Below are 21,559 nucleotides of genomic sequence, written 5' to 3'. Positions count from 1 at the left end.
ATAATAGACTGCGATCTTAAATTATACTCGCACTAATGCAAGCACTTATGCTGCGCTATAAAACACGTTAATATACACGCATTATTGAATTATTTTAACGAGCTATGTTTAAAACACTAACGCAAGGTAAGCACACTATTTTAAGCCACCCAGATTATTTTAACGAGGTTGATTTAAACTGGTTCAATGCAGATTATTGGCAACAGCAAAATAAAATAGTCGGTGCTAAAAAAGGCCGCGCCACAGCCTGGTTTTTTAAACACGATGATTTAACCGCTGTACTTAGGCACTATTGGCGCGGCGGTTTAGTTGGCAAGTTGTTAAGCGATCAGTACCTCTACCCTGGGCTTAAAAACACCCGTGTGTATAAAGAGTTCAGCTTAATGATAAGGCTTATTGAGCTTGGCTTAAATGTACCAAAACCCATTGCCGCCAAGGTAACAACCTCTGGCTTAATTTATCGTGGCGATATAATTACAGAGGCTGTAAAAGGGGCTAAAAGCCTGCTCGATATTTTAATTGAACGCCCACTAACAGAAGATGAGCTCAAGCGCATTGCCAATACTGTTGCGCTATTTCACTCAAAAGGTGTGTACCACGCTGATTTGAATATAAATAATATTTTATTTAATGAAACGGGCGAGGTTTATATTATCGACTTTGATCGCGGCGAAATAAAACCACCTAACAAGCAATGGCAACAAAGTAATATGGCACGTTTAGAGCGCTCATTTTTAAAAGAGCAAGGACGTAACAACGCTTTTTATTGGCAAAGTAATGACTGGCAAACTTTATTGGCTATTTATAAAGAGCAATTAACCACACAAAGCTAGGTATTGCTTAGCAACTTGTTCGGCCGTTACCTTTTGTAAAATGTCGGCATTATCTACATTAGGCTTAGCGTTTAAAACCAGCTCAATTTTAGCCGCTAGCTCATCGCTATGCCCTACAGGCGCTAAATATTTAGCCAAGTCGTTTGTTAAAATTTCGCTCGGTCCAAACGTACAGTTAGTACTTACTACAGGTGTGCCAACAGCTAATGCTTCAATTAACACTGTAGGGAGCCCTTCAAAATCAGAGCTTAATACTAATGCCTCAGCCTGCTTAATCCAGTTATACGGATTTTGTTCAAACCCTGGCACTATAAGTTGTCCCTCTATACCATACGTTTTTGCAAGCTTAAATGCTTTGCTAGGCTTATTGCATAAAAGGACTAATTTGTATTTTTTATCAAGCTTTGCAAATGCCGCAAATAAAATATCGTGGCGCTTTTGTTTAGCTAACCGCCCTACATGAATAACATACGGTGATTGTGGTATTTGCGTATTAACCTCATCTGAGAGCCGCTTTATATCTGCTAAATTAAAGGGATTATAAATAGTTGTGATGGCGCTTGGGCTAATTAAACGCCCTTGGGTAATTTCTTGCTCTACCCCTTTAGACACGCACACCAAGGATTTTCCGTTTAAGTTTTGCTTTGACTTTTTAAGATAGTGATAAGAAAACGGGCCTAACTTTTTTTGCCTCGCCAGCTCTGCATTAACAGAGTTATGCATAACAAAGTGAACATTTTTAATTTGGCTTTTAGCCAATAAGTTATTGCTTCTATCTAAATTGCTAAGCACTAAATCTATGGGGCCAATTTGTTTTTGTTTGTTATTAAACCACGCCTCTAGTTTTGCTACACTTTTGTTTATTTTCCAAAAGCGATCCACTTTAGTGGCTTTATCACTGAATAAACTTTCAACCTTTATGTTCGCAGGGATCGTGTATTCATATTTATTAGCCAACGATAAAATAGTAACGCTATGCGTTTTTACTAGCTGCTGAGCAAGGGTTAGCATCACTTTTTCGGCGCCGCCACCCGCTAACGAGTCTATTACAATCACTATATTCATCTATCGGCAACCATCATCATGCTTTTAACCCCTTGCGTTATTTCTTCATAGCTATGGGCGCTTTCAAGCAAAGAATATTTTTCTAGTAGCTGGTTAAAATGCGGCTCTATTAGTAAAGCACTGGCTTTATTTACTATGTCTTCAATCTCAAAGTTTGCTTTAATTACCACGCCAGTTGTGGCGCAACTTGCTAGGCGCTGTGTTTGATCTTTTGATATAGCGCATGCCACAGCAGGCGTTTTAACAGCAATCGCCTGCAATAGGGTGTCGCCAGCACTTAACAACGCAAATTTAGCTTGCTCCATAAGCGACAAAAACTCACTATTTTCTAACGTATCCAAATTTATAACAGTATTTGATGCTGGCAACGCTTTATCATAATTAGGGCCAAATACCACCACCGCCTTTAACCCTGTTTGCAATGAAATTTGCTCTGCGGCGGCAAAAAATACATCTGCACAGTTTTGATTATCTAGTACATGACCGCCAGAGCCTGCACTCACAATAAAGTAGCCTTGTTCATCAAGCTGATATTTTTTTAACACCTGTTTGGTATCGCACGCTGATGAAAATGCTATGTAAGGGCCCACGTTTTTAGGCATAGCCAAAGAAAACATATCTATTTTAGCTTTTTCAGCCCAGCTCAGCGGTTCAATGCAGTAATCAGGCTGTACCACCCAATGGCTATCAATTAAGTTGATACGGTTAAGTTTTAAGCCCTTCGCTCGCTTTTTCGCATGCTGAGAAATAAACACCACTTTGGCACCCACTTTTTTTGCAGCTTTCATGTGAGCAGCGCGCCCTGCACAATCAAATATTACAATGTCAGGTTTAAAATCGGCTATAACTTCACACACTTTATCGCGCTCTTTAGTCGCAGAGCGCTCAAGCAAGGTGGTATCATATGGGCAGTTTTTAGCGTAGTTCGTGTGTTTATTTAAAACAAAATGGATAGTAAGTGAACCTAGACATTCACTTTCAAGGCTTTGGGCTAGCAACAACGAGCGCATGTATTCACCTATTCCTTGTGGCGATGATACGGGTATAAATAAAAGTCGTTTGTTGCTCATTGCATTCTCTATTTCCTATTTGCGCAGCAGTATATCAACCCCATTGTTTTTACGATAGCTAGGTTACATTTTTATACACAAATTTAACGCCCTAAAATAGATTATTTACTGCAATAGCCATGTTAGATTGGTAAACTTAGCCGCAATCTTAATCACAAGGATCTGAACTTTGCGAAACAGAATCTTTCTACTTTCTTCTCTTTTTTGCGCTATGAGCGCATCAGTAACAGCAGAGCCCTGGGTAAAGCCAGACGATTACGGTCTACGAGCTGACATTCAACAACTGGCCGATGCCGGTGTTATTTTAGCGCCTGTAACCACCTACCCGCTAATGTGGAAAAGCTTTATTGGCGAGCTAGAATCGAGCAAGCTTGAACTTTTATCTCCCAGCCTGCAAGATGCACTGCTTCGTGTAAAACATCGTTATAAGTCAGAAAACAGCAGCTCGCACAGTGTACAACTCTCAGCGTTTGCCGCATCAGACCCAATTATAGCCACCAGCTTTGGGGCAACCAACACACAAGAATCTGAGCTTTCTGCGGCCTACGCCTACCTTGGCGATAACTTTGCGGCGAAGGTAGCCATTAATTACCGTAACGATGGTAAACAATGCTTAGTTGATGGCAAAACAACCGATGATATAGCCACTAACGAACAAGCACTTGAAGATTGTAACGATACCTCATTTGACGATAGCTACTTAGCCTACCGCTTAGGCAATTGGATTTTTAGAGCCGGTGCCGTAGAGCAGTTTTGGGGCCCAGGTGTTGATAACAGTTTAATTATGTCGGGTAATGCAAAGCCACTGCCGGCACTAAGTGTAACCCGTGAGCAAAGCACAGCGTTTGAAACATCTTGGTTAAGTTGGCTTGGCCAATGGAGCTTTACCGCGCAAATGGCAAAGTTAGAATCGACCCGCGTTATTCCTGATGCGCTGCTTTGGAGTAGCCGTGTTAACTTTCGCCCGATACAACAGCTTGAAATTGCTTTAAGTTGGTCTGCGCAGTGGGCCGGTGAAGGCCAACCAAGCTCAGCAGGTGATTTTATTGATGTTATTACTGGGCAAACTAGTTGTATTGATGGCAATGAAAATTGTGATAGCTCACTGGAGTCTAAAATTGGTAATCAGCTTGCTGGCATAGATGTGCGTTGGTCTGACACTTTATTTAGTCACCCCTATGCAATCTACGCAAGTACAATTGGCGAAGATGCCAGCTCGCAATTCAAACCTGCCGACAGAGCGTACTTATTTGGCGTACAAACTACGCAGCGCATTTACAATCAAAATGTGCTCGTTAACGTTGAATACATAGACACAGGTGTATCGTGCTCGGCCGAATCAACCAATGAAAACTGCTACTACGAACACTCCGATTATAAATCGGGCTATCGTTACCACGGTCGCACTATTGGCTCAACCTTTGATAATGATTCGCAGTCAGTGGTATTAACACTTTTAGGTCAGCTTTCAAATGGCGATGACTGGCAAGTAAAACTACGTAGTGTGGATTACAACAGCGATAATCTCGACCGTTACCCTAGTAACCCCGATTTAGGTAATACAATTACCAAAACCGGTTATAACTCAAAACAAGTTGAGCTACGCTACAGGCAGCTGGCTATGGGTGGGCGCTTAACGCTCGGCGCTTTTGCATCAAACAACGATGGCGCAGAAAACGACACATCAGCGTTTGCTAAGTACGAATATAATTTTTAAACCGTATATTTAAAAATAGCATTTTAAAGCCAGCTATTTATAACAAAAAAAGGGTTGAAAACTGCGTTTTCAACCCTTTTTTATTTAATCAGCAAATATCACTGCTTTATTTTGCTAATTACCTTAGAGGTTGAACAACCATCTAAAAATGTCAGCACTTCTACTTTGCCACCATGGCGTAGCACATGATCGGCGCCAGCTATTTGCTCTACAGTGTAATCACCACCTTTAACTAAAATATCGGGGCTTATTTGCTCGATTAATTTAGCCGGTGTGTCGTTTTCGTCCGCGCTGCCAAAGGGAATTACCCAATCCACAGAGGCAAGTGCACTTAATACCATTGCGCGCTCATCAAGCGGATTTATAGGGCGCTCAGGGCCTTTTAAACGCGTAATTGAATCATCATTATTTAAACCAACAACGAGTCTATCTCCACGCGCTTTAGCTTGGGCTAAATAGCGTACGTGGCCTGCGTGTAAAATATCAAAACAGCCATTGGTAAACACTATCGTTTCGCCATTTTGTTTAGCAAACTCAATGTGTTGCAGCACATCGTCAAACGGAGTTTGGTAGTGCTCGCCATTGGTGTGTAAGTATTGGCCAAGCTTTTGGCTAAGCTCTTCTGGTGAAACCGTTGCCGCCCCCAACTTACTTACTACAATGCCTGCGGCTAAATTAGCAATTTCTACCGCATCTTTAGGCTCCATACCTGCCCCTAGCATCACCGCAAGCGTGGCTATAACAGTATCGCCTGCGCCAGTTACATCACTTACTTCTAGCTGCTGCGCTGCAAAGTCGTGTTTTTCATCGGCGTTAATTAATGACATACCTTGCTCAGAGCGTGTAAGTAGCATGGCTTTAATACCATTTTTACTAATTAGCTCACGCGCGCTTTGTGCTAATATTTCTTCAGAGCCTGTTTTACCCCCAGCCAAATTAAATTCATGTAAATTAGGGGTAATGTAGTCTGCGCCTTCGTATAAGTGCAAATCGGGCGATTTAGGGTCTATAAGTACAGTTTTACCCGCCGCTTTAGCAACGCTAACCATTTCTTTAATTAAGCTCAGCGAGCCTTTGCTGTAATCAGAAAATACCACAAAGTCGTAATCATCAAGCACCAGCTCTAAACGGTTTAATAACAACTGGCTATGCTGCTCGCTAAAGGTTTCTTCTAAATCTAGGCGCACAAGTTGTTGATGGCGGCTAATTACACGCATTTTAGAAATAGTGGGTAAATCGCATACACTAACAAGCTGTGAATGTATTTTTTCACCTTTTAAAATAGTTTCTAAGATTTGCCCGCTTTCATCTTCACCAATTAAACCAAGTAAGCCCACTTTGGCATCAAGTCGCGCAATGTTTTTTGCAACATTTGCAGCGCCACCCGCTTTATCTTCAAACTTGCTTACTTTAACAACGGGTACTGGAGCCTCTGGCGAAATACGCCCTGTATCGCCATACCAGTATCTGTCTAGCATGACATCGCCGACAACTAAAATACGCGCTTTAGATAAGTTTTTTAATAGCGATAAATCCATTACTGCTGCTCCGCAACAACCATATCGATAGCTTCACATAACCAATGGCCAATAAACATATGTGCCTCTTGGATACGGGCTGTTTCATCATTTTTTATAATAATGGGCAATTTAGCAATGTCTTTTACTTTACCGCCCTCGCGACCGGTTAAGGCAACCGTAAACGCGCCAATCTTGTTAGCCGCTTCAAGTGCTAAATTAATATTGGCGCTGGTACCTGAGGTTGTTAAACCAATCACTAAATCTTCTGGTTTACATAAAGCCTGAACTTGACGTTCAAATACCGTATCAAAGTGGTAGTCGTTACTGTGCGCAGTTAATATTGAGGTATCTGTGGTCAGCGCCATTGAGGCAAGTGGGCCACGCTCTAACTTATAACGCACGACAAATTCGGCAGCTAAATGCTGTGCATCGGCAGCACTTCCGCCGTTACCAAACCAAATAACCTTACCACCAGCTTGCAATGCACTGTGGCACGCTTCTAATAATTGCATAGACTCTTGATGATAAGCCTCCATCGTTTCAAATAAGGCTTGATGACGGTTTAAACTTTCAACGTAGCTTGTTGCCACAGAATCGATAATTGACATGAAAAATTCCTCTAGGAACTGAAATGGCAGGAAAAAATTAAATCCATTATTCCATAGTTTTATTTAGTTGTGTGTATTTTATGGGAATATAGCTGAACTGAATTATAATTTAGTGCTTCACATGTTCAGAAATTATCACTTTCGCGTTAAACTAGCGCCACTTACCTTAATAAAAGTTCAGTATGGCACGCATTTTTTACTCACTCGCTTTAATTTTAATTAGCCCACTGATTGTATTTTACTTGTATGTACTAAGAGGTAAAAAAAATAAAGGCTACCGCGCGCACTTTAAAGAGCGCTTTGGTTTTATTAGCAAACACTTATTTAATAATAGCGCTAAACCGGTTGTGTTCCACTGCGCTTCTGTAGGTGAGGTCCTTGCTGCAGCGCCACTGATTAAAGCTCTGCAAAAACAACACCCGCAGCTTAATATACTTATTACCTGCAATACTCCTACCGGGCGTGCGCAAATTAGTGAACAATACAAAAATACCGTGGCGTGTTGTTATTTACCTATAGACTTTGCAGGTTCGAGCGCTCGATTTTTAAAGCGCGTAAATCCACAGGCACTGTGTATTTTAGAAACTGAGCTGTGGCCTAATTTAATGGCAATAAGCCATAAAAAGAATATTCCGGTATTAGTGCTTAATGCTCGCCTAAGCGAAAAATCGCAACAGGGGTATCAAAAGGTGGCAGGGTTAACGCATATAATTATGCGTTCAATTTCAGTGCTTGCAAGTCATAATAAAAATGATGCTAAGCGCTTTATTGAACTTGGTTTACCCCCTTCAAAAAGCCATGTTACAGGCTCAATAAAGTTCGACATTACGCCAAGCAATGAGCAACTAACTAAAGTTGCAAATCTTAAAGCCGAATATAAAACCAAAGAACGTTTTGTATGGGTGGCAGGCTCCACTCACCCGCTTGAACACGAAATGATATTAAACGCCTATCAGCAGCTATTAAAAAAATACCCTAATGCACTTTTAGTTATAGCACCGCGCCACCCTGAGCAATTTGATAAAGTAGCCGATACGTTAACTCAAAGCCCACTTAGCTTTAGTCGTCGCAGCAACAATAACTATCAAAACGAGCAGGTACTATTAGCTGATACACTGGGCGAACTTCAGTGTTTATATGGCGCAGCGAATGTAAGTTACATAGGCGGCAGTTTAATTCGCCGAGGTGGGCACAACCCACTTGAAGCTGCTGCTTTTTCGGTTGGTGTTATTACAGGCCCACACACGTATAATTTTGATCATATCTACCCTGAGTTAATTAAACTTAAAGGGGCTGTCGTTGTTGAAAATACCGATGAGCTTGCTAAACAATTAATTAATTTAAGCCAAAACACCAAAGCGTGCCAAAGCTTGGGTATTAAAGCGCAGCAATGTGTAGTAAAAAACCAAGGCGCCATTGAAAAAACATTAACCATTATAAATCAGTATTTAGAGCCAAAAGCATGACTCATCAAGCAATCTCCCAAACCCGCGAGTGGGTATCATCCGTTATTGTAAAATATAATTTTTGCCCATTTGCCCGTAAAGAAGTAGAAAACAACTGTATTCATTATGTGCTTAGCCCTGCAACAAAAATTGATGACGCTGTAATGGACATGCTAGAGCAGTGTGTGCAGCTTGATCAAAATGCAGAGCGCGAAACCACATTAATACTGTTTGATAACGGCTTTAGCGATTTTGAAGACTTTTTAGATTTAGTCGATTTAGCCAATGCCTTACTGGTAGCGCAAGGGTTTGAAGGTAAATACCAAATTGCTAATTTTCATCCCGATTACGTGTTTGCCGACAGCGATGAAGATGATGCGGCAAATTACACTAACCGAGCCCCCTACCCTACACTGCATTTAATTCGCGAACTGAGTATGAGCGAAGCGCTTGATAACTATAACGAGCCTGAATCTATACCAGAGCACAATATAAAGCTTGCAAGGCGCAAAGGATTCGACTTTTGGCAGCAACTTTTAGCAAATATAAAAAAACCGAGCGCCTAAACGCTCGGTTCTTAAGTAATATGTTTAGCTGCTTGTATTACTTTTTAACCCAGTTACCATTCACTTCAATATAGTGGCCACTTTTGGTCTTTTCGATTGTTTTAGCTGCTGCGAGTGCTTCTACTTGTGCCAGCGATAAATCGTTCTTTTTAGCCAGCTTTAAATACTGTGCTTTACGTTTAGCATTAATTTCCTCAACCACGGCTTTTGCCTCGCTGTTTTGTACCACAAGCCCTAAGTAACCTGAGCTATCTTCACCCACTAAGCCTTGGTTTTTAGCATCATCTAAACTAATAGCCCACGCCGAAAACGACAAACATACCGCACTTACTAGAGTAGCAATACTTAATTTATTTTTTATAGTCATCATTTAGCTCCTAAAATAATTCACTGTCGTCACTGAATAAGTTATCGAGTTCTTTATCTACTTTTACTCGAATTTCGTGATCTACTTTTACATTTAGATTGATCGTTATCGGCTCTTTCGCTGCCACCTCTACTCTGTGGGTACATGCGCTTAAAGCGCTAATAGCAGCAAGTGCAATAACGGCCTTAATGCTCAACAAATTTTTCATCATTAGTTTCCTTTTTTAGAGTATTGCTGCTCAACTTTTTGCGTTATTTCGTCGCTCAGTCTAAGCGCTCTTAGCAACGTAAACACGTTTTCTTCGTGATTATAATTAAAGTTAACTTGTTGCTGCTCTGGCTCATTAAAACCTTGTAAGTTAACACCTAAGTTTAACCAGCCATCACTTTTAAGCGCTACTGTACTATTAAGCTTTTGTATATCAAGGTTTTTTAGCAACCCAAGCACAGGTTGTAACTCTTGTTGCTGGCGCATAACAGCGTCAAACGCTTCGTTATTACTAATAATAAGCTTACCTTGGCCTTGATTGGCTAGGCTGCCATTTTTTACCTCAACCCCTGTTTCATCAAAATAAAATGGTAACGACCCTTTTAGCCTACCTGTTAGGGTAATACCCGACTTATCGTCAAGCGTTATTAATTTACTGGCATCAACATTTTCAAACGTAACATTCGCTGTTTGCTGCTGCTTTAAAAGTGTGTATTTATCTAAAGAAAATTTACCACCCAAAATATCGCCTTCAACATCAAAGGCCTGCGCGCTATTATTAACCACTTTAATATTACCCGTGATACTTTTAACTACAGCGCCTGCACGTAATTCATTAACATTAAAGGTAGTAGGGGCAACATTAAGCTGTCCTGAATCGTACTGCCCACCTAGCTGCATACTAAATTGATTAGCTAAGTAGTCGTTATACAGTGCAATGGTATCAGTCATCGTTAAAGTAAAATTTGCTTTTTGTAAATTTACATCACCACTTATACGCCCACCCAATTTTCCTTGGGTTAGCTGAGCTAACGGTTCAAATTGGCTAACGATTGAATTTAACGAAAGCACACTTTGCTCTGGTATAATCACTTCAAACGGATGCGCTACCTTTGAAACATGGTGATTGGCCACCAACTCAACACCATTTACAAATACATGATGAGACGCTTTAAGCGCGCGACTTTGCAGCCCAGTTGACGTTACGTTTATAGTATTTAAATCGACATTTGGACTAGTGAGTGTATTTATTTGGGTGTTTGCATTTAAGTGAGCAAATAACTCTCCCACACCTAAGCTTGCCCTTGCACTAAGGGTGTTATTAATACCAGTGAGTTTATATTCGTTGTATTGCACGCTTTTAAGCTTACTTTTAAGCGTTACTTTTGCATCGAGCTTTTCATTCATACTTGCTTCAAGGTTACCTGTGTAGCCGTTAAGAGCGCTGCCATAAGCAGCTGCGCTATCAACGCTTAACTCAATACGTGCGCTACCTTCTGGCTTAAAGTCAATAAGTTGAGTGACTGTAAAGTCCCCTTTAGCTTTAATATTGTTAGCCTCAGCCGGTAAAAATTCAGGCAAAGCGGTAAGCGCAATATCATAATTACCGCTTAATTGAGCGTTTTTAAGCTGCGTACTTAGCGTTATAGCGTCTATTTCATCTGTATGTAGCTGTGCCTTTAGCTGTGTGCGGGCGCTTTGTAACGGTGCTGCAGTATTTATAAACGTATCTGTAAACGTTATATCTATATTTTGCTTGGCTTGCTCTGCACTTTTGAGCGTTATTAACGGTAAGGTTAGGTTGTTATGTGCAAAGTTAATTGGTTTAGCTAAAGCCCACTGCCAATTAAGTGGAAGCTGCTTTACAGCAAATGACTTGTAGGCACTTTCAGGAATAAGAGATTGGCAGTTATTACTAAGTTTTACATTATTTTTAAGCTTGCTTGGGTCAAGCTCAAGGTTTTGGCTATTTAAATTATAGGTAGCACTTAGCACACCTTTGGAGCTGTTTGTTATATCGCAGCTTTGTATTTTATAGTCATACTGGGCTTGTAAATCACCACTAAGGCTTGCCTCTACCCCGTTAAAGCTAAATGTTTGCGCTGTATTAAAGCTAAGTCCACTTAATAACTCATTATCTGTTTTAAGTAGTTGCTTCAATAATCCATCATTTATTTTAAGCTGCCCTTGTACCTTATTATTGTAAAGCGTTGCGCTTGCGTTTAAATCACCATTGACTACAAACTGGTTAAGCGTGGGCTCGGTGATATTTAGCATTAGCGGGCGCTTTAAAAGCGCACTGTGTATAGTTAAATGCTCAACTGTAATTGTTGGCCTTTTTTCAGGAAGCGCTAAATCTAAAATTGTGGCAGCAGTGCTTGTTTTACTACTTTGAGGAAATGGATTTACATTAAGTACTGCGTGTTTAACTTTAACATGCTTAGTATTAGCAGTAATACCTGTAAGAGCAAGCTCTTGATTTTGGTAACTTAAACAGGCTTTTTGTACGTGCACATTTAACTTACTCGTAAGCGAAAAATCTAAGCAGCTTAAGGTAACACCTTCTTTTTCAAGTTCAGGCGCTACAGCCCATTGTAATAGTGGCAAACGAAATATATAGCCAAGCAAAACTATACTTAGCAATACAGCACCCATAATTAAACCAATGCGCTTTAACATACTGTCCTTATAAGCTTTTATTCATACCTTACAAACTATCGTAATTTTAAATCTACGCAATCAAAAAAGGCTGCACAGTGCAGCCTTTTTTATTTTACAGCTAGATTATGAATCTAACTTGTATATGTCGTTTTTAACCTACATTTTTACGTGCGTTGCGGAACATACGCATCCATGGGCTATCCTCTTTCCACTCATCTGGGTGCCACGAGTTAGCAACAGCGCGGAATACACGCTCAGGGTGTGGCATCATTACAGTGGCACGGCCATCAGTAGAGGTAATACCGGTAATACCCTCTGGTGAACCATTTGGGTTAGCCGGATATTGCGTTGTCGGATTACCATAGTTATCTACAAATTTAACCGCAACAGTGCCGCTTTCAAGCGCAGCTTTAGTGGCGGTATCGTTTGCAAATTCTGCATGGCCTTCACCATGAGATACAGCAATTGGCATACGCGACCCAGCCATTCCATTAAAGAATACAGACGGGTTTTCTTGTATTTCAACTAAACTGAAGCGAGCTTCAAAACGCTCTGACTTATTTGTTACAAAACGTGGCCAATGCTCAGTACCCGGAATTAACTCTTTCAATGTTGATAACATTTGACAACCATTACACACACCTAAGCTAAAGGTGTCTTCACGGTGGAAGAAGTTTTGGAACTGATCGCGTGCCATATCGTTAAACAATATAGACTTAGCCCAACCTTCACCGGCGCCTAATACGTCACCGTAAGAGAAACCACCACACGCCACTAAGCCTTTAAATTGCTCAAGGGTTAAACGCCCTTCGAGGATATCGCTCATGTGTACATCAACAGCGGCAAAACCAGCACGGTTAAACGCAGCAGCCATTTCTAAATGCGAGTTAACGCCTTGCTCACGTAAAATAGCCATTTGCGGCTTAGCGCCCGTTGCAATGTACGGTGCGGCTATATCTTCGTTTAAGTCAAAGTTAAGTTTTACGTTTAAGCCTGGATCTTTTGCATCAAACTTGGCATCAAACTCTTGCTTAGCACAATCAGGGTTATCACGACGTGCTTGCATTTGGTACGTTGTTTCGCCCCAAATAGTACGTAATTCAGTACGAGTATGATTAAGTACAGTTTGCTCACCGCGGTTAAATACAATGCTATCGTCGCTATTAAGCGAGCCAATCACGTGGCTAATTGCAGCTACACCGTGTTGTTCAAACACAGCATTTACGGCATCTAAATCGCTGTTAGCAACTTGAATTACCGCGCCAAGCTCTTCGTTATAAAGTACTTCTAGGTCTGTCCCTGTTAACCCAGCTAAATCAACAGTCACACCGGTGTGCCCAGCAAATGCCATTTCAGTTACCGTAGTAAATAAACCACCGTCTGAGCGGTCATGATAGGCAAGTAGCTTGCTATCAGCGACAAGTGCTTGCATGGCATTGTAAAAGCCTTTAAGTAGCTCAGGGCTGTCAACATCTGGAGTAACATCACCAAGCTGCTTGTAAACCTGTGCAAGGCTTGATGCGCCCAGTCGGTTTTTACCCGCGCCTAAGTCAACTAAAATAAGTGATGTATCGCCTTTATCAGTACGTAACTGCGGAGTCACTGTTTTACGCACGTCGTCAACACGGCCAAAGGCAGTAATAATAAGAGATAACGGAGAAGTAACTGATTGCTCAGCACTATCATCTTCGTTTTTCCATGTCGTTTTCATCGACATAGAATCCTTACCTACAGGTATAGTTAAACCAAGCGCAGGACAAAGCTCTTCGCCCACCGCTTTTACAGCTTCGTAAAGGCCGGCGTCTTCACCAGGGTGACCTGCTGCAGCCATCCAGTTAGCCGATAGCTTAATGTTCTCTAGGCTGCCAATGTTGGCACAGGCAATATTAGTTAACGACTCTGCCACGGCTAAACGCGCCGATGCACCATAATTTAATAATGCTGCCGGCGTGCGCTCACCCAGTGACATAGCTTCACCGTGGTATGTGTCGTACGTTGCTGCGGTAACTGCACAGTTAGCCACAGGTACTTGCCAAGGACCCACCATTTGATCTCGTGCTACTAAACCGGTAACCGAGCGATCGCCAATGGTAATTAAGAATGTTTTTTCTGCAATGGTAGGTAAGCGTAATAAACGCTGAGCAGCCTCAGCTATATCAATCGACTCTGCATCAATTGCCTTACCGGTAACTTGCTTTGAAGTTACATCGCGATGCATTTTAGGTGCTTTACCTAATAATACATCAAGCGGCAAATCAACAGGGCTGTTATCAAAGTGGCTGTCGGCAACAGTTAAGTGGCGCTCTTCTGTGGCTTCACCTATTACTGCGTACTGCGCACGTTCGCGCTTACAAATGGCTTCAAAGCGATCAAAGTCTTCAACAGCAACAGCCAGTACATAACGTTCTTGCGATTCGTTACACCAAATTTCGTGTGGGGCCATGCCAGGCTCATCGTTAGGAATATCACGTAGTTGGAATTTACCACCACGGCCACCATCATCTACAAGCTCAGGAAACGCATTAGATAAACCACCGGCGCCTACATCGTGAATAAACGCAATTGGGTTTTCATCCCCTAGTTGCCAACACTTATCGATCACTTCTTGGCAACGGCGTTCCATTTCTGGGTTTTCACGCTGTACAGAAGCAAAATCTAAATCTTCGTTTGATTGGCCCGATGCCATGCTTGATGCTGCACCGCCGCCTAAACCAATGTTCATTGCAGGGCCACCTAGTGCAATAAGTTTTGCACCGACTGGAATATCCCCTTTTTGAACATGATCAGCACGAATATTACCTAACCCACCGGCAAGCATAATAGGCTTGTGGTAACCACGCACCTCTTCACCATTGTGACTTGTTACTTTTTCTTCGTAGGTACGGAAGTAACCTAATAAGTTAGGACGTCCAAACTCATTATTAAATGCCGCGCCACCTAAAGGGCCGTCCATCATAATATCAAGCGCATTTACGATACGATTAGGCTTACCAAAGTCGCTTTCCCATGGTTGCTCGTAACCCGGAATACGTAAGTTAGAAACCGTAAAACCAACTAAACCCGCTTTTGGCTTAGAGCCGCGGCCTGTTGCGCCTTCATCGCGAATTTCACCACCTGAGCCTGTAGCCGCACCAGAAAATGGTGCTATAGCTGTTGGGTGGTTATGGGTTTCTACCTTCATTAAAATTTCTATGTCTTCTTGATGATACGCATATTCACCTTGCGCATTCGGGAAGAAACGACCCGCTTTTGATCCCTTCATTACTGCTGCGTTATCTTTGTACGCCGACAGCACATTTTCAGGATTGTGCTCAAATGTATTTTTGATCATTTTAAACAGCGATTTAGGCTGCTCAATACCATCAATTGTCCAATCAGCATTAAATATTTTATGACGACAATGCTCAGAGTTTGCTTGCGCAAACATAAATAACTCTATGTCGTTAGGGTTACGGCCTAACTTTTTAAAGTTTTCTACTAAGTAGTCTATCTCGTCATCAGCAAGCGCAAAACCTTGTTCAACGTTTGCCGCAGCCAATGCTTCGCGCCCGCCACCTAAAATGTCAACTGATGACATTTCGCGAGGTGAGTCATTGCGGAATAACTGCGCTGCAGAAGCAAGTTCGCTATGCGTTGCCTCAGTCATACGGTCGTGTAATAACGCAGTTACTTGAGCAAGCTGATCTGCACTTAGTTCACCTTCTACGTAATAAGCAATACCACGCTCAACACGGTGAACCTGTTTAAGGCCACAGTTATGCGCTATGTCAGTTGCTTTAGATGCCCATGGTGAAATGGTGCCAGGGCGAGGGGTAACTAAAATAAGTGTGCCAGCTGGGGTATGCTCGGCAATAGTTGGACCGTAAGTAAGTAGTTTTTCAAGCTTAGTTTGCTCATCAACACTCAAAGGCGAGGTTAAATCGGCAAAATGTGCATACTCGGCATATACATTGGTGACTGGAAGTTGCGATAGTTTGCAACGCGCTAAAATTTTATTAACTCTGAACTCTGAAAGTGCTGGTGCACCACGAAGGATCAACATAGATAATTTCATCCGGGGTTAGGGATTGAACGATATTTTAGGCGGGCATTATAGTCTATGTAGCACCGAGTTTTAACTCCAAATTACGCTTTTCAGAAAATTAACTTTTTATTTATATAAACAGCAGCAAAATTACCAATAAAAGCTAAACGCTAAGTGACGCCATAGTGAAGTTTTGGTATAACGGGGTATGAGCTTTATGGGGCGGTTAATGTTGAAAGAAAAGCTAATAATTATCATCACTTTAGTTATGTTGTTGTGTGCGTGTAATATGCAGGAGCAACAAACTCAACTTGCCCAAATTAAAGCACAAAACAAAATACGTGTAGGTACCCTTGCCAGTGCCAGCAACTACTACCAAGCCGTGCAAGGCGAGCAAGGTTTTGAATACGAGCTATCTCAAGCTTTTGCCGACTACCTAGGTGTTGAACTAGAAATAGTACCGTTTTTTAATTTATCCGATATGTTTGAGCGCCTTGAAAGCGGCGATTTAGACTTAATAGCCTCAGGACTTACCTACAACAAAGTGCGTGCACAGCAATACCGCTATGGCCCCACTTACAGAACAATTAGCCAAAAGTTGGTTTATAAACAAGGTCGAGTTCGCCCACGTGAATTTGACGACCTTGATGGAAACTTTACAGTTATAGCCAAAAGTAGCCACTCTTTAACCTTACAAAAAATAAAAAAGAGTAACCCAGATTTAACTTGGCAAGAAACCGAAGAACTCGATGAAGAGGAGCTTTTACAAGCCGTTATCGATGGCGAAATAGATTACACCCTCGCCGACTCACACACGCTTTCGCTGTTTAGACGCTACCACCCAAATTTAAGTATCGGCTTTTCAGTTACCCGAAATGACCCCATAGCTTGGATCCTTAATAAATCAAAAGATGATTCGCTTTATGCACTGCTAGTGCCCTTTTTTGGTGACGTAAAACAAAGTAACCAACTGTATGTGCTCGAAGAAAAGTACTTTGGGCACGTACGCCAGTTTAACTACGTTAATACGCTTGCATACATAGAGGCTATAAAAGAAACGCTCCCCACTTACAGGCCTTGGTTTGAGCAATATGCAGGTAGCCTTGACTGGCGCTTACTTGCTGCGCTTAGCTACCAAGAATCTATGTGGAACCCTCGCGCTAAATCGCCTACAGGTGTAAGAGGCATTATGATGCTGACACGCAGTACCGCTAAACAAGTGGGCGTAACAAATAGGTTAGAGCCAGAGCAAAACATCCGTGGCGGAGCTAAATACTTAGCTAAGCTCGTTAAACGCATCCCCGATAGAATCCCGCAGCCCGATAGAACTTGGCTTGCACTGGCAGCCTATAATGTAGGTTGGGGGCACGTTAACGACGCGCGCATTATTACCGAACAACAAGGGGCGAGCCCTGATAAATGGGCCGACGTTAAAAAGCGCTTACCACTTTTAATCAAAAAACGTTATTACCGTAAAACCCGTTACGGCTATGCGCGTGGCGATGTTGCGGTAAAATATGTTGATAACATTCGCAGGTATTACGATGCACTTGTATGGCTTGATGAAAATAATGCCCTAGCGCCAGAGCCAGAACCTGAAGCACCTGAAGTTGAAAAAGCAGCTCAACCAAGCAAAGAGCCTATAAACAACGATAAAACCAAACCTACCCCTTCGCTTTCACCTGAAGAAAAAAGTAAGCAAGGTGAAAATAACACGCAGCAGTCTCAGTAAAGCGTTTATATTTACGTTTTAAATGGGCTGCTCAGGCCTGTGAAACATTAAAATGTGGGCATTAAATGCTTATTTTCTCATCTTAGCAGGCGCTAATTTCCCCTTCAGGCTTAACCACCTTAGTAACTAAATTAAAAATCTGTTTACTTGTCATGAAATGATCACTAATGTGTGTTTATAGTATATTTACCTGATTTTTAATATATATCTTGTGCCTTTCTCACTCTCACGCATTAGGAGAACACATGCTAAAACGTAGACGCACGCAAAAACTAAAACGCAATATTATTCATTCAACAGCCACCAGACGTCGTATTATGCTACGTAACTTACATAAAAAAATTATTTGGCGTCGTCGTATGTTTGCTATGCAGCAAATGATAGAAGTAGATTCAGATAAGGCTAACTAGTCACTAATTTGGCGAGCTGCTTTTTTAGCCGCTTTAATTTGTTCTCGGCGTTGTTTAAAAAACGCCGAAATAGTACTCCCACAGGTTTGACCAAGCACCCCACCTAATACCTCTACCTGATGGTTCAGCCTCGGCTCTTGCAATAAGTTCATAATAGATCCAGCCGAGCCTGTTTTAGCATCAGGCGCACCGTACACAAGGCGCTTTATTCTGCTATGCACTAACAGCCCGGCACACATAGAGCATGGCTCTAACGTAACGTACAAAGTGCAATCAATTAAACGGTAATTATTTAAAGCTCTTCCTCCTTCACGAACTGCAATCATTTCGGCGTGCGCAGAGGGATCGTTATCAGTAATTGAACGATTATAACCTGCTGCAATAAGCGTGTTATCTTTCACAAGGACAGCTCCTACCGGAATTTCGCCCAATTGCTGCGCCTTATTGGCATAAACTAATGCCTGCTCCATCCAATACTCATCGCTTTTAAGATCGTTCATAGTGCTTACTTTAAATAAATTTTCTCTCGCTATTATATCAACTTGCCTGTTTAAAATGCGTAATTGATTAAATTATTGCAAAAATAAAACAAAATAATGTGGTTTATCGTGGCTCATAGAGTGTGATTTACGCTATAATCTCACGCTTTTTTTATTTAGCTCACAACACAGGTAGCAAATGAAATTTCCTGGACGCCGCAGACATAAACATTATTTTCCAGTGGAAGCTAAAGATCCACTTACTAATCAGCTAAACGCAACTGAGCGATTACAACGTAGCTACATTACGGGTATCGACCAGATCGTTGTTGATATTGAAGCCAAAGTCGATCAGGCTTTTTTAGACGAGTTTCAACTTCGCCGAGGAATGTCGCAAGTTATTGATAGCGATATTACTAACGCACTTTACGACCGTTTAAAACTAAACGACATGGTTGATTACGAATTTGCCGGTGGCACCATTGGTAACACAATGCATAACTACTCTGTACTAGCAGATGACCGTTCAGTATTGCTCGGTGTTATGAGTGAAAACATAAAAATTGGCAGCTATGCCTACCGCTTTTTATGTAACACATCAAGCCGCGTTGATTTAGACTATTTACAACCTGTCGATGGCCCTATTGGCCGTTGTTTTACTTTAATTGATGAAACAGGCGAGCGTACATTCGCAATTAGCGCCGGTTTAATGAATCACTTAAAGCCTGAGTCTATCGATAAACACTTAATTGAGCAGTCATCAGCACTTGTGATCAGCGCCTACCTAATGCGTACACAGGGTGATGAAACAATGACTGAAGCAACCATGCAAGCAGTTAAATACGCTAACGATGCAGGTGTACCGGTAGTTTTAACACTCGGCACTAAGTTTTTAATTGAGCAAGATCCAACCTGGTGGGCTAACTTTGTAAACGAGCATGTCGATATACTTGCCATGAACGAAGAAGAAGGGCTAGCAATTACTGGCTTTGAAGACCCATTATTAGCCGCAGACAAAGCACTTGACTGGGTAGACTTAGTTATTTGTACCGCTGGCGAAAAAGGCTTATTTATGGCCGGTTACGTTGATGAGAGCTTTAAACGTGCAACCGAGTACCCACTATTACCAGGTGCCATTGCCGATTTTAATCGCTATGAGTTTTCTCGTGCAATGAAAAAATCCGATTGCGAAAACCCGATAAAAGCGTATAGCCATACGGCGCCATTCATGGGTGGGCCTGATTCAATCAAAAACACCAATGGTGCTGGCGATTGTGCGTTGGCTGCCGTGTTACACGATTTATCAGCAAACGTTTATCATAAGTTAAATGTCGCTAACTCAGCAAAACACGAACAAAAGGCCATTACCTACTCTTCTCTTGCACAAATTAGTAAGTACGCTAACCGCGCAAGTTACGAGGTATTAGTACAGCACTCTCCACGTTTATCACGTGGGTTGCCAGAGCGCGAAGACTGCCTTGAGCAAGTGTACTGGGACCAATAAATAGGGAGCTTTACGTACTCCCTATTGCGGTATTTTAGAAAATCGAAATATCGAGCTTTTTAGATAGCAGCTCTAATGCTGCTATCCCCGCCACAGAATTACCAAATTCATTAAGCCCTGGTGAATATACTGCCACTGTAAACTTACCCGGTAATACCGCCAATATAGTGCCTGACACACCCGATTTACCCGGCATTCCCACTCTGTAGCCAAAGTCACCTGCCGCATCATATAAGCCGCTGGTGAATAAAATCGAATTTAATTGTTTATTTTGGCGACTACTCAAAACGCGCTTACCCGAGCTGTAATCAACCCCTTTATTCGCTAAAAAGTTATACGCTCTAGCTAGCTCAATACAGTTAAGCTCAATCGCACAAAAATTAAAGTAAGACCAAAGTACATCATCTACGTCATTCTCAAAATTACCAAACGACTTCATTAAATGCGCCATTGCCGCATTTCTATGCCTAAACTCGTATTCAGAATTAGCCACTTTTTTATCAATCACTATTGCACTATTACCTGCAAGTAACCTAAACGTTTCAAGCATTGAGTGGCGAGGTGCTGATAATCGACTGTACAAAGCATCGCACGTCACAATCGCGCCAGCATTAATAAAAGGGTTACGTGGTACGCCTTTTTCGAACTCTAACTGCGTAAGAGAATTAAACGCGGTTCCTGAGGGCTCTTTGCCTACCCGATGCCATAGCTCGTCGCCATAGCGCTGTAGCGCCATTGTAAGTGTCATTACTTTAGAAACTGACTGAATAGTAAAACGTTTTGAGCAATCACCCGCACAAATGGTTTCGCCATCAGTGGTATAAATAGCAATAGAAAACTGCTCGCTAGAAACCTCAGCAAGTGCAGGTATATAGTCCGCAACCTTACCTTGTGATAACAAAGGGCGCACTTCGTGTGCTATTTCATCTAGTACAGTTTGGTAGTCAGCAGTGGGCAATTGACACCTCTATTTTGGCATTTATAAAAATTTGATTTTAACACGCACAACTTCTGCACGCCTAGCTATGTTACATGAATAAAATAGCAGATAAGCATGAACTTAATGTTTATTTTCAAAGTGATATTTTCTATATCAAAGTAATACCAATCCGCAATAAGCCTTAATCATTTTGCGAGGCTATAAAAAACTGATTACACTCAGCACGATGTGCGCCGTGACTTTGCTTCAGGAGCTTAGCGTTATATAGGGATATGAATGTTATGGCTCAAAGAATTTACAAGGGCGGGCATTACAGAGACTGAGTTAGTATGAGATCTTGGCTTTTTATTAAGCCCCAGACAGCAAAAAACCCGTTACATCGCTGTAACGGGTTTCTTTAATTTGAATCCTGGTAATGTCGTAGTGCCCACAGCGGTGGAGAGTCACATAGCAAATGCTACATTATCGTTGGCCGGGGCTCGCCTTCAAGCTGTTTTGTTTGACTACTGAGTTTGGCGTGGGCTCTTGGTTATTTACTAAACCCCAGACAGCAAAAAACCCGTTACATCGCTGTAACGGGTTTCTTTAATTTGAATCCTGGCAATGTCCTACTTTCACATAGCAAATGCT

The 21,559-nt window shown here is 41.8% G+C and carries 17 protein-coding genes; 7 read left to right on the top strand and 10 right to left on the bottom strand.

Annotated features, from left to right (window positions below; genetic code table 11):
- Positions 1-104: 104 nt before the first annotated feature.
- The gene (locus tag OIZ54_RS10550) at positions 105-833 is read left to right on the top strand and encodes a 3-deoxy-D-manno-octulosonic acid kinase (RefSeq protein ID WP_264390370.1); all 729 of its coding nucleotides are present in this window, start codon (positions 105-107) and stop codon (positions 831-833) included.
- On the opposite strand, the gene OIZ54_RS10545 is transcribed toward OIZ54_RS10550, so the two are convergent.
- Both OIZ54_RS10545 and OIZ54_RS10540 read right to left on the bottom strand, forming a co-directional pair.
- Positions 816-1,898 (bottom strand): glycosyltransferase, encoded by a 1,083-nt coding sequence (locus OIZ54_RS10545; protein ID WP_264390369.1) that lies wholly within the window; start codon positions 1,896-1,898, stop codon positions 816-818. The two genes, OIZ54_RS10550 and OIZ54_RS10545, sit on opposite strands and share 18 nt — an antisense overlap.
- Positions 1,895-2,968 (bottom strand): glycosyltransferase family 1 protein, encoded by a 1,074-nt coding sequence (locus OIZ54_RS10540; RefSeq protein WP_264390368.1) that lies wholly within the window; start codon positions 2,966-2,968, stop codon positions 1,895-1,897. The genes OIZ54_RS10545 and OIZ54_RS10540 overlap by 4 nt, the downstream gene beginning before the upstream one ends.
- 211 nt (positions 2,969-3,179) lie before the next feature.
- On the opposite strand from OIZ54_RS10540, the gene OIZ54_RS10535 reads away from it, so the two are divergent.
- Positions 3,180-4,685 carry a capsule assembly Wzi family protein gene (locus tag OIZ54_RS10535; RefSeq protein WP_264390463.1) on the top strand — a complete coding sequence of 502 codons (1,506 nt, stop codon included), beginning with the start codon at positions 3,180-3,182 and terminating at the stop codon, positions 4,683-4,685.
- Between the two features lie 98 nt (positions 4,686-4,783).
- On the opposite strand, the gene hldE is transcribed toward OIZ54_RS10535, so the two are convergent.
- Both hldE and OIZ54_RS10525 read right to left on the bottom strand, forming a co-directional pair.
- Positions 4,784-6,223: a bifunctional D-glycero-beta-D-manno-heptose-7-phosphate kinase/D-glycero-beta-D-manno-heptose 1-phosphate adenylyltransferase HldE gene (hldE, locus tag OIZ54_RS10530; protein ID WP_029773562.1), complete on the bottom strand. Its 1,440-nt coding sequence runs from the start codon at positions 6,221-6,223 to the stop codon at positions 4,784-4,786.
- On the bottom strand, positions 6,223-6,813 hold the full coding sequence (locus tag OIZ54_RS10525) for an SIS domain-containing protein (protein WP_004588568.1): 591 nt from the start codon (positions 6,811-6,813) through the stop codon (positions 6,223-6,225). The genes hldE and OIZ54_RS10525 overlap by 1 nt, the downstream gene beginning before the upstream one ends.
- Before the next feature lie 182 nt (positions 6,814-6,995).
- On the opposite strand from OIZ54_RS10525, the gene waaA reads away from it, so the two are divergent.
- Entirely contained in the window at positions 6,996-8,279 is a 1,284-nt protein-coding gene (gene waaA / locus OIZ54_RS10520; protein ID WP_264390367.1) for a lipid IV(A) 3-deoxy-D-manno-octulosonic acid transferase, read from the top strand.
- Entirely contained in the window at positions 8,276-8,824 is a 549-nt protein-coding gene (locus OIZ54_RS10515) for a DUF1415 domain-containing protein (protein WP_264390366.1), read from the top strand. The genes waaA and OIZ54_RS10515 overlap by 4 nt, the downstream gene beginning before the upstream one ends.
- Before the next feature lie 37 nt (positions 8,825-8,861).
- Here OIZ54_RS10515 and OIZ54_RS10510 read toward each other — a convergent pair whose 3' ends face one another.
- From OIZ54_RS10510 to purL, 4 genes are all read right to left on the bottom strand, one after another.
- Positions 8,862-9,191, bottom strand: a complete 330-nt coding sequence (locus OIZ54_RS10510; protein WP_004588571.1) for a YdbL family protein — start codon at positions 9,189-9,191, stop codon at positions 8,862-8,864.
- Positions 9,192-9,201: 10 nt separating this feature from the next.
- On the bottom strand, positions 9,202-9,399 hold the full coding sequence (locus OIZ54_RS10505) for a YnbE family lipoprotein (protein ID WP_004588572.1): 198 nt from the start codon (positions 9,397-9,399) through the stop codon (positions 9,202-9,204).
- Between the two features lie 2 nt (positions 9,400-9,401).
- Entirely contained in the window at positions 9,402-11,858 is a 2,457-nt protein-coding gene (locus OIZ54_RS10500) for a YdbH domain-containing protein (RefSeq protein WP_264390365.1), read from the bottom strand.
- A 133-nt stretch (positions 11,859-11,991) separates the two neighbouring features.
- A complete protein-coding gene (gene purL, locus OIZ54_RS10495) occupies positions 11,992-15,882 on the bottom strand; it encodes a phosphoribosylformylglycinamidine synthase (protein ID WP_264390364.1) in 3,891 nt (1,296 codons plus the stop codon).
- 211 nt (positions 15,883-16,093) lie between these two features.
- Here purL and mltF point away from each other — a divergent pair, with 211 nt between their 5' ends.
- The gene (gene mltF / locus OIZ54_RS10490) at positions 16,094-17,596 is read left to right on the top strand and encodes a membrane-bound lytic murein transglycosylase MltF (RefSeq protein WP_064386928.1); all 1,503 of its coding nucleotides are present in this window, start codon (positions 16,094-16,096) and stop codon (positions 17,594-17,596) included.
- Positions 17,597-17,841: 245 nt separating this feature from the next.
- Entirely contained in the window at positions 17,842-18,006 is a 165-nt protein-coding gene (locus OIZ54_RS10485; RefSeq protein ID WP_004588576.1) for a hypothetical protein, read from the top strand.
- Here the strand turns inward: OIZ54_RS10485 and tadA are convergent.
- Positions 18,003-18,506, bottom strand: a complete 504-nt coding sequence (gene tadA / locus OIZ54_RS10480) for a tRNA adenosine(34) deaminase TadA (RefSeq protein WP_004588577.1) — start codon at positions 18,504-18,506, stop codon at positions 18,003-18,005. The genes OIZ54_RS10485 and tadA overlap by 4 nt on opposite strands.
- A gap of 178 nt (positions 18,507-18,684) precedes the next feature.
- On the opposite strand from tadA, the gene OIZ54_RS10475 reads away from it, so the two are divergent.
- Positions 18,685-19,989, top strand: coding sequence for an inosine/guanosine kinase (locus OIZ54_RS10475; RefSeq protein WP_004588578.1), 1,305 nt, complete (start codon positions 18,685-18,687; stop codon positions 19,987-19,989).
- Positions 19,990-20,023: 34 nt separating this feature from the next.
- Here the strand turns inward: OIZ54_RS10475 and glsB are convergent, their stop codons facing one another.
- Positions 20,024-20,947 carry a glutaminase B gene (gene glsB, locus OIZ54_RS10470; protein WP_004588579.1) on the bottom strand — a complete coding sequence of 308 codons (924 nt, stop codon included), beginning with the start codon at positions 20,945-20,947 and terminating at the stop codon, positions 20,024-20,026.
- Positions 20,948-21,559: the final 612 nt, after the last annotated feature.

Source organism: Pseudoalteromonas sp. A3 (assembly GCF_025942345.1).
Classification (GTDB): domain Bacteria; phylum Pseudomonadota; class Gammaproteobacteria; order Enterobacterales; family Alteromonadaceae; genus Pseudoalteromonas; species Pseudoalteromonas atlantica.
This window is presented reverse-complemented; position numbering and strand designations above follow the sequence as displayed.